This window comes from Pseudomonas sp. SJZ131 (genome assembly GCF_007828705.1).
In the GTDB taxonomy this organism is placed as follows: Bacteria; Pseudomonadota; Gammaproteobacteria; order Pseudomonadales; family Pseudomonadaceae; genus Aquipseudomonas; species Aquipseudomonas prosekii.
On sequence record NZ_VIVC01000002.1, the window covers coordinates 1,172,774 to 1,187,350 of the forward strand.

Genomic DNA, 14,577 nt, shown 5'->3' on the forward strand with positions numbered 1-14,577 from the left:
GGTGTGTGCGCGATTCCATATTGGTTGCAGACCCCACAAACAACTCAGGCCGTGAAGCGTTAACGCTCACGGCCTGTCTGTTTGCAGCGTCGAACGATTTACGCCGAGTGATACGTCGGCAGGGCAAATCGTTGTTGGCTCTGCAGCATCGAAATCTGCGGCAGTTCGCTGGCCTGTTCAGCCAGGTCACGGCGGATCGCGCTGATCACCCAAGACAACTGATCGCCAGCGTGCAACTGCTGGTAAGAGATCGAGCGTTTGAACACTTTGCCTTCGGCGCTGCGCAGTGTCAGCAGGATGCCACCGTCAGGTCGAGCCTGGGTGGTCACGTCGAAGTTGGAGAACAGGGAGTTAAATTTTTCTTGGATCAGGCTCATGTCTATCAGCTCCGTTAGCACTTGATTAGCAAGCATGGAGAGGTAGTTGCAGTGATTGTGCCAGCACGAAGCAAATAAAAAACTCTTACAAATCAACAAGTTATTTATATGTCGAATTTATGCTTTCGTGCAATCTGCATGAATGGCCATCGTGCATCCTGCATTTTGCGTGGTTTTGCACGATTCAACGGAACCAAACGGAAAACCCAGAATCGCGTTTTCCCACCTGAGTGCAGCGGATACAAAACATTGCAAAAACCGCGTGTACAGCGTCGGAACGGCTGACGTATTTTCGGGCTCATTCCATGCCGCCCGATAATAAGAAGACCGACCGGGAGCCACCATGCGCGACACGATCACCTGGGGCATGATGCTCCGCAAATTGCCGACGATCGCCAAAGCCATTCCCCGCGTGGTGAAGGGCATGAAAGTCGCCAACGTCAAGGACCCGACCCAACCGTGTGGCCTTGCCTGGACCTTTGAACAGGCGACTTTGCGCAACCCCGAAGGCCTCGCGCTGCTGCAAAACGACGTGGCGCTGACCTATGCGCAGGTCAATCAGTGGGCCAATCGCATCGCTCATCATCTGATCAGCCAAGGCATCCGCAAGGGCGACGCGGTGGCAATTTTCATCGAGAACCGCCCGGAACTGCTGGTGAGCATTCTCGCCGTGGCCAAGGTCGGCGCGGTCAGCGCGTTGCTCAACACTTCGCAGACTCGTGACGCGCTGGTTCACAGCCTCAGCCTCGTGGCGCCGGTCGCGATTATCGTCGGCGAAGAGCTGGTGCCGGCGTACTCCGCAGTCCGCCAGCGCGTTGCGATCGCCGAAACACGCACGTGGTTTGTCGCCGACCGCGACACTTATGGCAGTCCGGGCATTTCGCCCGACGGCTTTATCAACTTGATGAAAGTCAGCGCCGACACTGGTGACGCCGGTCGAAACCACAACCCGCCAAGCAGCCAACAGGTGTTTTGCGATGACACCTGCTTTTACATCTACACCTCCGGCACCACCGGGCTGCCCAAGGCCGGCGTGTTCAAACACGGGCGCTGGATGCGCAGCTCGGCGAGTTTCGGTTTGATCGCGTTGGACATGCGCCCCGCAGACGTCGTCTATTGCCCGTTGCCGCTGTATCACGCCACCGGCCTGTGCGTGTGCTGGGGCTCGGCGATCAGCGGCGCGTCGGCATTCGCGATTCGGCGCAAGTTCAGCGCCAGCCAGTTCTGGAACGACGTGCGCAAGTACCGCGCGACCACCCTCGGTTATGTCGGCGAATTGTGCCGTTATCTGGTCGATCAACCGCCCAGCGCCGACGACAACCAGCACAGCGTGACCAAGATGATCGGCAACGGCCTGCGCCCCGGCGCGTGGCAACAATTCAAGACGCGGTTTGGCGTTGGCCACATCTGCGAGCTCTACGCGGCCAGCGACGGCAACATTGGTTTCAGCAACATTCTCAACTTCGACAACACCATCGGTTTTTCGCTGATGAACTGGGAGCTGGTGGCATACGACCACGACAGTGGCGCGCCGATCCGCAACGCCAACGGCTTGATGAGCAAAGTCGCCAAGGGCGGGCAGGGTTTGTTGCTCGCCAGAATCGACGACAAAGCGCCGCTCGACGGCTACACCGATCCGCAGAAAACTGAAAAAGTCGTGCTCCGCGATGTGTTCAGCAAGGGCGACCGCTATTTCAACACCGGCGACTTGTTGCGCAACATCGGTTTTGGCCATGCGCAGTTTGTTGATCGCTTGGGCGACACCTATCGCTGGAAGGGCGAAAACGTCTCGACCACCGAAGTCGAGAACATTCTGCTGCAACACCCGAATATCTCCGAAGCCGTGGCTTACGGTGTGGAAATCTGCAACACCAATGGCCGCGCCGGCATGGCCGCGATCACGCCCGCCGAGTCGCTGGCGACCCTCGATTTCAGCGAATTGCTGAGTTTTCTCCAACAGCACCTGCCGGCGTACGCAGTGCCGTTGTTCTTGCGGGTGAAGGTCAAAATGGAAACCACCGGGACCTTCAAATATCAGAAAACCCGGCTCAAGAATGAGGGTTTCGACCCAGGCAAAACCGCTGATGATCCGATCTATGCGTGGCTGCCGGGCAGCCAGACTTACGTGCAAGTGACCACGCAGGTACTGGCGGATATTGACGCGGGCAAGTACCGCTATTAAATCCGGCTATGGCAGCGCATGAGAAAAAATGAGTGACAGGCGCGAGGCCGCTCGGGAAACTGTCGGCTTTTTGCGAACGACCAATTATGGAGTCCCTATGTCAGACCAAAGCCGCCAGATGACGCCCGAAGAAGCTGCTGAATTTGCCGAACAGGTGTTCAACAAAGCGCGCGAGGGCGATGCCGCGATGATGGCAGCGCTGCTGACCAAAGGCCTGCCGCCGAACCTGCGCAACCACAAGGGCGACACTTTGTTGATGCTCGCGGCGTACCACTGTCACGCCGAGACGGTGAAGGTACTGCTCGAGCACAAGGCCGATCCCGAGATCCGCAACGACAACGGCCAGAGCCCGATTGCCGGCGCCGCGTACAAGGGCGATCTGGCGGTGGTCAAAGCGCTGGTGGAAGGTGGGGCGCAGGTTGACGGTTCGGCGTTCGATGGCCGCACGGCGCTGATGATGGCGGCGATGTTCAACCGCGTGGAGATCGTCGATTACCTGATCAGCAAGGGCGCCGACCCGCGCGCCAAGGACGCCAATGGCGCGAGCGCCATCGATGCAGCGAGAACCATGGGCGCCGTGGATACGCTGGCGCAGCTTGAGAAGCTGTTGGCCTGAAATTGACGTTTGTCCGGTAGGAGCATGGCTTGCCTGCGATGGCGATTTCGCTGATGTCATCGCGGGCAAGCCTGGCTCCCACAGCGTCAAGGGGCGGCGGAATGCTGTATCCTTCGCGCCCTCAAAATTCTCCTTCGCTACAGGATCCGCGCCATGAAAACCGCACTCGTCGAACTCGTCAGCAAAATCAGCTCCGGGTGCATGGGCGATGACGAAATCCTCAAGATCGCTGACGAAGCGGCGCAGGCCTACGCTGATCCGCAAGCTTTCCTGACAGCCAATCCCGACATCAACTACGACGACACCTTCCCGATGCCATTGGGCGAGTGGGTGGTGGTCGGCAGTCTGCCGGACACCGTGCTGTTCCAGGCTGACACCTACGTGGACCTGTTCGCGCAGATCGTCGCGTCGTTCGGGCCCGGCGTCGACTTCAACCTCAAACCCAAGCAACTGGCCAAGACTGAAGCGCTGACGGCGCTCAACCGCATCCAGGTGCAGATGAGCAGCATGAACAAGGAAAACGGCGGTTACACGCTGATGAACTTCAGCCAGTTGCTCGACGACGAACTGCAAGTGGTGTTGGTTTATGGCAACGACGTGCCGCGTGTTCTTGAACTGTGCGCCGAAGTCGGCATCGCTGCCGCGCCGTCCCTGGAAGCGCTGAAAGTGGCGATTCACGTTTAATGCAATAAAACGGAACCCTCGTCAGGGCCGGCTATCCTAAGACTGCATGTCACTTTTTAGGGAGCAACACCATGGGTTCGACGTTTAACGGTCTGATTGGCCTGATCATTTTCGCCCTCGACATCTGGGCCATCATCAACGTGCTGAAAAGTGGCGCCACCACCGGGATGAAAATCGTCTGGGTGCTGCTGATCCTGCTGCTGCCGGTACTGGGCCTGATCATCTGGGCCATCGCCGGACCACGAGGCAATGTGCGCATCTGACAGGCATGACGCCGAAACCGTAGGAGCAAAGCTTGCTCGCGAAAGCGCTGTACCCGTCGACAGATGTTTTGACTGGCACAGCCCCTTCGCAAGCAAGCTTTGCTCCTTCAGGGCTGCAGTAATTTTTTGCTGACCCAGTGACGCAATCCGTTTGAACGATCACCCAGTGCATAAGTCCAGATAGTTGTAAGCCCATTTGCGGGTTTGATCGAGGAGGCACTGATGTCAAAGTGGAAAATCACTTTCGTAGATGATCACGGTGAAACGGTCGATGAAGTCTTCGAGTGCGAGGAATGCCCGGATAACGAGCACGCCGCCAAACTCATCAAGGCTCGATTCCTGCCTGTGGCTGCGGAACTGGATCTGAATGATCTGGAAGGGCGGACCAGCGACGCCACCGTCAAAAGTCTGAAAACCCAGAACAGCATTGAAATCGTCGGCATTACCCCTGCCTGAACCTCACCTGTCTCATTCTCAACCAGACCTTGGCAGCAGCTCCGAGATGGGGCTACTCTGCAAGCGAGATCAGCGAATGGATCGCTAAGGTCTGGTCTTGTCAGCTACATGCTTAAACCCCGGCGGCAACCTGGTTTGCCGTAATGTCCGCGCCAATCGGTTGCGGGCAATGGGAGTACGGAAAGTCTATCCAATGTATTTCAGGAGGACGATTCATGAGCACAGCCTATCAAGAAGACATCAGCACCAGCGTGCTGCGCCGCATGAAGGAAGGCGGTTTCGATTTTTCACGGTTCCATCCCATCGAGTTCTACGCAATTTTCCCGGACGAGGAACGGGCCCGCAGAGCAGCAGTGCATTTTTGTGGTGAATCGCTGAATGCGCAGGTCAGCGTGCGTGACGACGGCGCCTGGCATTTGGAATTGAGCAAAGTGATGCACGCCACCTACGACGGTATTGGCGATTTCGAGCAGGATTTCGAGGCGGTGGTCGAGCCTCTGGGCGGAATTATCGAGGGCTGGGGCGTCAAGCAGGAGGTACGAGGGCTACTCGCATAACACTATGAACAGCGACAACATCCACTAACGGCTGACCTTCGGGTTGGCCGTTTTCGTTTTTGGGGTTCGCATAAACCCTGTAGGAGCCGAGCTTGCTCGCGAAGGCGTCGGGTCAGACAGAACTGTATTGGCTGGCTCACCGCTATCGCGAGCAAGCTCGGCTCCCACAGGGATGCACGCGTTTCGCCCTTGTAGGAGCTGAGCTTGCTCGCGAAAGCGTCGGGTCAGACAGAACTGCATTAGCTGACCCACCGCAATCGCGAGCAAGCTCGGCTCCCACAGGGATTGCATGCGTTTCGCCCTTGTAGGAGCTGAGCTTGCTCGCGAAGGCGTCGGATCTGACGAAACTGTTTGCCTGACTCACCGCTATCGCGAGCAAGCTCGGCTCCCACAGGGATTGCATGCGTTTCGCCCTTGTAGGAGCTGAGCTTGCTCGCGAAGGCGTCGGATCTGACAAAACTGTATTGGCTGGCCCACCGCTATCGCGAGCAAGCTCGGCTCCCACACAAGTTGTTTGGATTGGATTGAGCGCGTGTTATTGCTGGGTTTTGCGCCCGGCCATGTGCCGCAGATACGCGACCAATTTATCCAGATCCGCCGCCGGCAATACCTGCTCAGAGAAACCTGGCATTTTCGCCTGTGGCCAATGGCGCAGGCTTTGCGGGTCGCGGATGTAGCGTTTGAGGAAGTCGGCGCCGAAATATTCGGTGGGGTTGTACGGGATATTCAGGTCCGGCCCAAACTGCGCATCGCCCGCGCCATTGAGCCGGTGGCACGCCAGACAATTCTTTTGAAACAGCGCAAATCCCTGGTTCACCGGATCGTCCACCTTCAACGCCGGATCCGGCAACAACGCCGGAAAGCGCTCGGCTACCGGCGCCATGCGCTTGATGCTGGCGACCTGAAACGGCCATTGCTCGGGGCTGATATTGCCGGCCTGCGGATCGGTCCAGACCAGATAAAACGGCCCGGCGCTGGGCTTGTTCGCCGACAGCGCTGGCCACGGTTTGCCCGGTTCTTCAATCGCCAGCCAGGCCTGCGCGCCGTGTTTATTCAGCAACGGCGCGGCCGCCAATTCAGCGGCAAAACCATCAAGTGCCACGGCTTGCAGGTGATCTTCAGGTTTAACGCCAGTCAACAACGCAGCCAACGGCACCGCCTGATAGCGCATGTCGCGTTTGTAAGAAACGTCGTTGCTGATATTGATGGTTTGGACTTGAGGATGCTTGAGCAACTCCTCGGTCTGCCAGGTGCGAGTGCTCGCGCCCAGCTGCAGGTTCAGCTGTGCGGCAAACAGGGGCGTGCCGAACAGCATGGCCCCAATCAGTAGAAAAGCTCTCAAATGATCGCCGTCCATGTCGTGGAAGTGCCGGGAAGGTTGGCACACCCACGCTGGCTCGGGTAGCGAGCCAGGCAACTTTTCCAATCAAATCCGTTCGGGCGATAACAAAACCTGGCGCCGTTTTCGATCAACCGCCTAACCAATCACCTTGGTCAAGTTAGGCAAAATCAACAACAGCGTGGTGGCGAATAAGATGAGTCCCGCTTGACGTACTTTCGAATGTTTGAACATGGCTGACCGCCTTTTTTGTTATTTCCTGATGCTTGCCTGCATATCTCCATGACGGCAGAGCGTTGCACTTCCTGTCAGACGAGTGCCTCGGCAAAACCCGACGACAACTTCGCACATGTTCACCTTAGAGCCCGCGTCACTCGTGGTTTAGATCCATTTCGTCTGGAGCGCAGGGAAAAAGCTCTTAAAAAGGCATGAGGCCTATTGCCAGCTGCTTGCACGCCCGTTGGCTAGACACCTTGGTCACCTGAAACGGTTAATCCGATAGCTGACTACCGTCCGTCTGAGCGTGAGCGTCAACGTCGATGAGCATTGCGGTCATTGAATCCAACGCCGCTGGGCTTAAGGTGACCACTCAGCATTTACTCCCCGCACAGGTTCGAGGACGTCATGACCCAAGCTTTGATTTTCGACGCGCTACGCACGCCCCGTGGCAAAGGCAAGGCTGATGGCGCGCTGCACAGCGTCAAACCGGTGAATCTGGTGGCCGGGTTGCTGACCGCGTTGCAACAACGCACGTCCCTCGACACCAGCCAGGTCGATGACGTGGTGCTCGGTTGCGTCACACCGATCGGCGATCAAGGTTCGGACATCGCCAAGACCGCCACGCAAGTTGCCGATTGGGACGTCAGCGTCGCGGGCGTGCAAATCAACCGGTTCTGCGCTTCGGGCCTGGAAGCGGTGAACCTCGGCGCAATGAAAGTCCGTTCCGGGTTCGAGGATCTGGTGGTGGTCGGCGGCGTCGAGTCGATGTCGCGTGTGCCGATGGGCAGCGACGGCGGCGCGTGGGCGCTGGACCCTGAAACCAACTTGCACAGCCATTTCACCCCGCAAGGCGTGGGCGCCGACCTGATCGCCACCATCGAAGGTTTCAGCCGTCAGGACGTCGATGCCTACGCGCTGCACTCCCAGCAAAAAGCTGCGCGGGCGAGGGCGGATGGCTCTTTCAACAAATCACTGGTGCCGGTACAGGACCAGAACGGCATCATCCTGCTCGATCACGATGAATTCATCCGCGCCGAATCGACGCTGGAAGGCCTCGGCAAGCTCAAACCGAGTTTCGAGATGATGGGGCAAATGGGTTTTGACGCCACCGCGCTGCGCGTATACAGCCACGTCGAACGGATCAACCACGTGCACACGCCGGGCAACAGCTCCGGGATCGTCGACGGCGCCGCGCTGATGCTGATTGGCTCCGAAGCCAAGGGCCGCGCGCTGGGGTTGCAACCACGAGCGCGGATCGTCGCGACGGCGGTCACCAGTACCGACCCGACGATCATGCTCACCGGCCCGGCGCCGGCCACGCGCAAAGCCTTGGCCAAAGCCGGGTTGCGCGTCGAAGACATCGATCTGTTCGAGGTCAACGAGGCCTTCGCCTCGGTGGTGTTGAAGTTCATCAAAGACATGGCGATCGACCCGGACAAGGTCAACGTCAATGGTGGCTCGATTGCCATGGGCCATCCGTTGGGCGCCACTGGTTGCGCGATCCTCGGCACCTTGCTCGATGAACTGGAAACCCGGCGCCTGCGCTACGGCCTCGCGACCCTGTGTGTCGGCGGCGGCATGGGCATTGCCACCATCATCGAACGCCTCTGAGCCCCGACTTCAAGGAAATTCCCTCATGACTGAAGCCATTCGTTACGAAAAAGGCCCGGACCAGATCGTGGTCCTGACCATCGACATGCCGGGCCAGAGCGCCAACACCATGAACGCGGTTTACCGCGACGCCATGGCCACCTGCGTCGCCCGGCTGGTGGCGGACAAGGACACCATCGCCGGGGTGATCATCACCTCGGCGAAGAAGACTTTTTTTGCCGGCGGCGACCTCAATGAACTGATCAAGATCGGCAAACCCGAAGCCAAAGCGTTCTACGACATGGTGCTGACCCTGAAGGGGCAATTGCGCACCCTGGAAACCCTGGGCAAACCGGTGGTCGCCGCAATCAACGGCGCGGCGCTGGGCGGCGGCTGGGAAATCTGCCTGGCCTGCCATCATCGGGTCGCGCTGGACAATCCTTCGGTGCAACTCGGCCTGCCGGAAGTCACGCTTGGCTTGCTGCCGGGCGGCGGCGGGGTGGTGCGCATGGTGCGCATGTTGGGCCTGGAGAAAGCGTTGCCGTACTTGCTCGAAGGCAAAAAGGTCCGCCCGCAACAGGCGTTGCAGGCGGGTTTGGTTGATGAGCTGGCGGCGGATCACGATCAATTGCTGACCAAGGCGCGGGCGTGGATCGTTGCCAATCCCAGCGCCGTGCAGCGCTGGGACGTGAAGGGTTACCAGATCCCCGGTGGCACGCCGTCGAACCCGAAAGTCGCGCAGATGCTGGCCATCGCGCCGTCGATCCTGCGCGCCAAAACCCAGGGCTGCATGCCCGCGCCGGAAAAAATCCTCTGTGCGGCAGTCGAAGGTGCACAGGTCGATTTCGACACTGCGCACTTGATCGAAACCCGCTATTTCACCGAATTGACCACCGGCCAGGTCGCGAAAAACCTCATTGGCACCTTCTGGTTTCAACTGAATGAGATCAATGCCGGCGGTTCGCGGCCGCAGGGTTTTGCGCCTTATGTGACCAAGAAGGTTGGCGTGCTTGGTGCCGGAATGATGGGCGCCGGGATCGCGTTCGTCAGCGCTTCGGCGGGCATCGAAGTGGTGCTCAAGGACATCAACGTTGCGGCGGCGGAGAAGGGCAAAGCGCATTCCGCGTCGTTGCTGGAGAAGAAAGTGGCGCGCGGCCAGTTGAGCGCCGAACAGCGCGACGCGGTGCTGGCGCGGATCAAAACCACCGACAGCGATGCCGACCTGGCCGGTTGCGACCTGATCATTGAAGCGGTGTTTGAAGATCGCGACCTGAAAGCCAAGGTGTCTGCGGCGGCGCAGCAAGTCGTCGGCGCCGACGCGTTGATCGCGTCCAATACCTCGACGTTGCCCATCAGCGGCCTGGCCACTGCGGTGCCGGATCAAAGCAAATTCATCGGCCTGCACTTCTTCAGTCCGGTGGAAAAAATGCCGCTGGTGGAAATCATCAAAGGCGCGCGCACCAGTGATGGAAGCCTGGCGCGCGGTTTCGATTTCGTCCTGCAAATCAAGAAAACCCCGATTGTGGTCAACGACAGTCGTGGCTTCTTTACCTCGCGGGTGTTTGGCACGTTCACCAATGAAGGCATCGCCATGCTCGGCGAAGGCGTGAGCGCGCCGATGATCGAGACCGAGGCGCGCAAGGCCGGGATGCCGATCGGGCCGCTGGCAATCTCCGACGAAGTTTCCCTCAGCCTCATGAGCCACATCCGACAACAAACGGCGAAGGATCTGCAAGCAGAAGGGAAACCGCTGATCGAGCACCCGGCGTTCGCCGTGATTGACTTGCTGCTCAACGAATACAAGCGTTCGGGCAAAGCCGCTGGTGCGGGTTTTTACGATTACCCGGCGGCCGGGCAGAAACATTTGTGGGCGGAACTGAAGACGCGTTTCGAGAAGGCCGACGGACAGATTTCGCCGAAGGACGTGCGTGATCGGCTGCTGTTCGTGCAAGCAATCGAAACTGTGCGCTGCGTGGAGGAGGGCGTGCTCACCTCGACGGCGGACGCCAACATTGGCTCGATCTTCGGCATCGGCTTCGCCGCGTGGACCGGCGGCGCGTTGCAGTTCATCAATCAATATGGCCTGAAAGACTTTGTTGCCCGCGCGCAATACTTGGCCGAACAGTACGGCGAACGCTTTGCCCCGCCCGCGTTGCTGCTGGAAAAAGCCGCGAAAGGCGAGATGTTTTAAGGGATCGATGACGCACGCCGGGGCTTGCCTTGCCACCGTGTTTCGAGGCAGGCTTCGCGGTGTGCATTATTCCCATCACGTGTCAGGTATTTTTTATGTCGTTACGCATCTGCATTCTTGAAACCGACAACCTGCGTCCAGAACTGGTCGATCAATATCAGGGTTACGGGCAGATGTTCCAGCGTCTGTTTTCGCAACAGCCGATCGAAGCCGAGTTCACCGTTTACAACGTGGTGCAGGGTGAATACCCGAGTGATGAGCTGACATTCGATGCGTATCTGATCACCGGCAGCAAGGCCGATTCCTTCGGCACCGATCCCTGGATCGAAACCCTGCGTACTTACTTGTTGAAGCGCTACGAGCGCGGCGACAAATTGATTGGCGTGTGTTTCGGCCATCAGTTGTTGGCGTTGCTGCTGGGTGGCAAAAGCGAGCGCTCGACCGCAGGCTGGGGCGTTGGCACTCACAACTACAAACTGGCGGCAAAAGCGCCGTGGATGAACCCGGTTCGCGAAGAGCTGACGCTGCTGATCAGTCACCAGGACCAGGTCACCGCGCTGCCGGAAAACGCCACGGTAATTGCTTCAAGCGATTTCTGCCCGTTCGCCGCGTACCACATCAACGATCAGGTGCTGTGCTTCCAGGGTCACCCGGAATTCATTCACGATTACTCGCGCGCGCTGCTGGATATTCGTCAGGAAGCGTTGGGCGAACAGGTCTATTCGAAAGGCGTGGCCAGCCTTGCAAGTGAACATCACGGCACCACGGTGGCGGAATGGATGATGCGCTTTGTGGCGCACAAGCCAACAACGGTCTGAGCCAAATCTGTGGTGAGGGGGTTTGCCCCCTCACCACAGGATTTCTACAGCCAGCCAGACTTTTTGAAACTCGCCCACAAACTCACACATCCCACCGCAATAAATCCCAGCACGCCGAAATAGCCGTAATGCCAGCTCAATTCCGGCATGTTCTGGAAATTCATCCCGTAAATCCCCGCCACCGCTGTCGGGAACGCGAGAATCGCTGCCCACGCCGCAAACTTGCGCTGCACCACGCTTTGACGTGACGCTTCCAGCAACACCCCGACTTCAATGGTCTGGCTGGCAATATCCGCCAACGTCGTCAGGTCTTCCATCTGCCGCGTGACGTGAATCTGCACATCGCGGAAGTACGGGCGCATGTTCTTGTCGATGAACGGGAAACTGAGTTTTTGCAGTTCCTCGCCAATCTCGACCATCGGCGCCGCGTAGCGCCGCAAGCGCAATACGTCGCGCCGCAAGCCGTGAAGTTTCTGGATATCGCGCTCGTTCAGCGCGCTGCACAACACGTTGCGTTCCAGCTCATCGATTTCGGCGTGAATCGCTTCGCCGACCGGCTGATAGTTCTCGATGACGAAATCGAGAATCGCGTAGAGGACAAAATCCTCGCCGTGTTCGAGCAAAATCGGACGCGCCTCGCAGCGTTGTCTGACATACGCGTAGGACGCCGAGTGGCCGTTGCGGGCGGTGATGATGTAGCCGTTGCCGGCAAAGATATGCGTTTCGATGAATTCGAGTTTGCCGTCGTTGCGAATCGGCGAGTAGGTGACGATGAACAGCGCGTCGCCGAAGGTTTCCAGCTTCGGGCGGCTGTGTTTTTCCATGGCATCTTCGATGGCCAGTTCGTGCAGGTTGAACTGGCTTTGCAGCGCGGTAAGTTCCTCGGCGCTCGGCTCTTCGAGGCCGATCCACACAAAGTGCCCGGGCTTGGCGGCCCACGCCGCACCTTCATCGAGGGTGATATTGGTGATTTTCTTACCGGCGCTGTAAACCGCAGCAGCAACAACTCTACCCATGATGTTGGTTCACTTCTTGTCAGCAAATGGCAGTGGCAGGCAGTGTGCAGCTTAGCCTTGTGTTGCTTGAGATTCAGTGAAACCTGCAGAGTTCGCCGGCAGAAAAAATCCTCTGTTGCTCAGCAGTGTTTGCCTACGCCGGTTCAGGCGATTTTCAGCTGCTGATCCATCGCGGCGATGCACTCGCGCATCTGCTCGCGGCACTGGGCGATCAGCTGCGGCATGTCGTCCATGCTCAAACCGGCGGTAGGAATGGCCGGCAGCGAGCGGATCAGAATTTTCCCACTGCGCCAGCGGTTTAATCGCATGTGTTTGACGTAACTGCTGACACACACCGGGATGATCGGCACGCCGGCGGCGATAGCCATTTGGAACGCGCCCTTCTTGAACGGCAGCAAATCCTCGCCCAGATTGCGCGTGCCTTCGGGGAACACCCAAATCGAAGTGTCTTCATGTTGCAAGGTGTGCGTGGTGGTTAGCATCGACTTGCGCGCCTTGTACGCGTTGCCCCGGTCGATCAGCACGTTGCCCGCCAGCCAGAATAACTGGCCGAACAGCGGCACCCATTTCAGGCTCTTTTTGCCGATGCACACGGTGCGGCGCGGCACCACGTTGCCCAGCACAAACAGGTCATAGTTGGATTGATGATTGGCGATGATCACGCAGCTTTCAGGTTTGTTCATCATTGGCCCCACGTCAGCCTTGACCCGCAGGCGCAAAATGCACATCGCCGGCCAGGCATACAGCCGCGCGCACAAACGACTGTTGTCCGGATTGAACGGTCGGCACAGCCCAAGCAGCACGCCCAACACTCCAGCGAGAATAAAGTGCAGGCCCATCAACAACATACGAAACACAAACAGCATTTACAGGCCCCACCGGACGAAAGGTGGCGCAGTGTACGGATGTGCACTGTTTTCGGCAATTGCCGCTATAGAGGTCGGAGATAGGCGATGTTTAAGCGCATGTTTCAGAGTGGGATGTCAGACGCAGTCTAGAGCGCTTGCATACTTTTCAACACGGGACGTAGGAAAAAGCCCGACACGGCGGTCGGGCTTTTCGCTGTCACAGGATAGGGCTCAGCCCAGATGTTCCTGGTCCTGGATGATCGCGTTGTCCAGCGTCTCCAGCAATGCCTTGCGCACTTTCAACTTGGTGGCCTTGTGCGCGTTCATGTTGATCTTCTTCAACTGACGCGCCGCCGCCAGCGCTGCACCTTGCAGTTCTTCGGCCGAGACCACGACATCGAGGAAACCGGCAGCAATCGCGCTCTGCGGGTTGAACATCTCGCCATTGATCACCGAGCGATGGAACGCCGCGTTGCTCAAGCGATCACGTGCCAGCTCAATGCCGGCGTGGTGCATGGTCATGCCGATCTGCACTTCGTTCAGACCGATGCTGAACGCGCCATCAACGCCGATGCGGTAATCGGCCGACAACAACAGGAACGCACCTTTGGCCACCGCATGTCCGGTGCACGCGACGATCACCGGGAACGGGTGCGCGAGCAAACGACGCGCCAGCGTCGAACCGGCGGTGACCAGCGCCACGGCTTCTTTAGGCCCGGCGGTCATCACTTTCAGGTCATAACCACCGGACAAAATCCCCGGCGTGCCGGTAATGATCACCACCGCACGATCAGTCACAGCCTGATCCAGCGCAGCGTTGAACGCCGCAATCACGTCCGGCGAAATGGCGTTCACCTTGCCGTTGGCCAACGTCAGGGTCGCGATACCGTCTTCGAGGTGGTAGGAAATCAACTCACTCATGACGCTATTCCTTGTATGAAAGTTGAGGCAGACGTTACCCACCGCCGCCGGCCAGGTAAAGCGCCGTGACTGACTCGTCAGTCATGCTTTGCCAGGCGCAGAAGGGTAGCCGACCGCGCCAGCCGTGCATTCCTGTCTATATAGAAGAGAGCGCCGCGCCGGAGATTGGCCGGTTTGCCATAGCCACGAAACTGCCGGAAGCTCTGAATCGCTAAGCGCATGAAAATTCTGAAAAAAATATTTGCCATCGGAAAAGCTTTCGACTACATTAGCGCGCCTCGACAGACAGAACATGTTTGCAGAGATACGGTGAAGTGTCCGAGTGGCTTAAGGAGCACGCCTGGAAAGTGTGTATACAAGAAATTGTATCGAGAGTTCGAATCTCTCCTTCACCGCCAAATTCGATGTAACCAGAACCCCTGATTTCGAAAGAAGTCAGGGGTTTTGTGGTTTCTGGCGTATGGTTTTCCAGGTCGAGGTGGGCACGCTACCTCGCATCC

Annotated in this window: 14 protein-coding genes and 1 tRNA gene; 10 read left to right on the forward strand and 5 right to left on the reverse strand. The window is 58.3% G+C overall.

Annotated elements, in window-relative coordinates:
• Nucleotides 1–98: 98 nt before the first annotated feature.
• Nucleotides 99–377: a DUF3509 domain-containing protein gene (locus FBY12_RS12420; RefSeq protein WP_092271072.1), complete on the reverse strand. Its 279-nt coding sequence runs from the start codon at nucleotides 375–377 to the stop codon at nucleotides 99–101.
• Nucleotides 378–720: 343 nt separating this feature from the next.
• On the opposite strand from FBY12_RS12420, the gene FBY12_RS12425 reads away from it, so the two are divergent.
• The 6 genes from FBY12_RS12425 to FBY12_RS12450 all read left to right on the forward strand — a co-directional run bounded on the left by FBY12_RS12425 (nucleotide 721) and on the right by FBY12_RS12450 (nucleotide 5,135).
• Nucleotides 721–2,559, forward strand: a complete 1,839-nt coding sequence (locus FBY12_RS12425; RefSeq protein WP_145253015.1) for a long-chain-acyl-CoA synthetase — start codon at nucleotides 721–723, stop codon at nucleotides 2,557–2,559.
• A gap of 97 nt (nucleotides 2,560–2,656) precedes the next feature.
• Nucleotides 2,657–3,175, forward strand: a complete 519-nt coding sequence (locus FBY12_RS12430; protein ID WP_121733437.1) for an ankyrin repeat domain-containing protein — start codon at nucleotides 2,657–2,659, stop codon at nucleotides 3,173–3,175.
• 153 nt (nucleotides 3,176–3,328) lie between these two features.
• Nucleotides 3,329–3,859, forward strand: coding sequence for a hypothetical protein (locus FBY12_RS12435; protein WP_145253016.1), 531 nt, complete (start codon nucleotides 3,329–3,331; stop codon nucleotides 3,857–3,859).
• A gap of 71 nt (nucleotides 3,860–3,930) precedes the next feature.
• Entirely contained in the window at nucleotides 3,931–4,122 is a 192-nt protein-coding gene (locus tag FBY12_RS12440; RefSeq protein ID WP_092271060.1) for a PLDc N-terminal domain-containing protein, read from the forward strand.
• A gap of 222 nt (nucleotides 4,123–4,344) precedes the next feature.
• Nucleotides 4,345–4,578: a hypothetical protein gene (locus FBY12_RS12445; RefSeq protein ID WP_121733439.1), complete on the forward strand. Its 234-nt coding sequence runs from the start codon at nucleotides 4,345–4,347 to the stop codon at nucleotides 4,576–4,578.
• 215 nt (nucleotides 4,579–4,793) lie between these two features.
• Nucleotides 4,794–5,135 (forward strand): ribonuclease E inhibitor RraB, encoded by a 342-nt coding sequence (locus FBY12_RS12450; RefSeq protein ID WP_092271051.1) that lies wholly within the window; start codon nucleotides 4,794–4,796, stop codon nucleotides 5,133–5,135.
• A gap of 535 nt (nucleotides 5,136–5,670) precedes the next feature.
• On the opposite strand, the gene FBY12_RS12455 is transcribed toward FBY12_RS12450, so the two are convergent.
• Nucleotides 5,671–6,492, reverse strand: a complete 822-nt coding sequence (locus FBY12_RS12455) for a cytochrome c (RefSeq protein WP_145253314.1) — start codon at nucleotides 6,490–6,492, stop codon at nucleotides 5,671–5,673.
• A gap of 606 nt (nucleotides 6,493–7,098) precedes the next feature.
• On the opposite strand from FBY12_RS12455, the gene FBY12_RS12460 reads away from it, so the two are divergent.
• The 3 genes from FBY12_RS12460 (at nucleotide 7,099) to FBY12_RS12470 (ending at nucleotide 11,292) form a co-directional block, all read left to right on the forward strand.
• Entirely contained in the window at nucleotides 7,099–8,304 is a 1,206-nt protein-coding gene (locus FBY12_RS12460; protein ID WP_145253017.1) for an acetyl-CoA C-acetyltransferase, read from the forward strand.
• Between the two features lie 25 nt (nucleotides 8,305–8,329).
• Complete coding sequence (locus FBY12_RS12465) at nucleotides 8,330–10,474, forward strand: 3-hydroxyacyl-CoA dehydrogenase NAD-binding domain-containing protein (RefSeq protein ID WP_145253018.1); 2,145 nt, start codon at nucleotides 8,330–8,332, stop codon at nucleotides 10,472–10,474.
• 95 nt (nucleotides 10,475–10,569) lie between these two features.
• Entirely contained in the window at nucleotides 10,570–11,292 is a 723-nt protein-coding gene (locus FBY12_RS12470) for an amidotransferase (RefSeq protein WP_145253019.1), read from the forward strand.
• Between the two features lie 44 nt (nucleotides 11,293–11,336).
• Here FBY12_RS12470 and FBY12_RS12475 read toward each other — a convergent pair whose 3' ends face one another.
• From FBY12_RS12475 to FBY12_RS12485, 3 genes are all read right to left on the reverse strand, one after another.
• On the reverse strand, nucleotides 11,337–12,308 hold the full coding sequence (locus FBY12_RS12475; protein ID WP_145253020.1) for a magnesium and cobalt transport protein CorA: 972 nt from the start codon (nucleotides 12,306–12,308) through the stop codon (nucleotides 11,337–11,339).
• A gap of 143 nt (nucleotides 12,309–12,451) precedes the next feature.
• Complete coding sequence (locus tag FBY12_RS12480; protein ID WP_145253021.1) at nucleotides 12,452–13,174, reverse strand: 1-acylglycerol-3-phosphate O-acyltransferase; 723 nt, start codon at nucleotides 13,172–13,174, stop codon at nucleotides 12,452–12,454.
• Nucleotides 13,175–13,387: 213 nt separating this feature from the next.
• Nucleotides 13,388–14,077, reverse strand: coding sequence for a crotonase/enoyl-CoA hydratase family protein (locus tag FBY12_RS12485; RefSeq protein WP_101208302.1), 690 nt, complete (start codon nucleotides 14,075–14,077; stop codon nucleotides 13,388–13,390).
• 308 nt (nucleotides 14,078–14,385) lie between these two features.
• Here FBY12_RS12485 and FBY12_RS12490 point away from each other — a divergent pair.
• Nucleotides 14,386–14,475, forward strand: a tRNA-Ser gene (locus FBY12_RS12490).
• The last annotated feature ends 102 nt before the right edge of the window (nucleotides 14,476–14,577 follow it).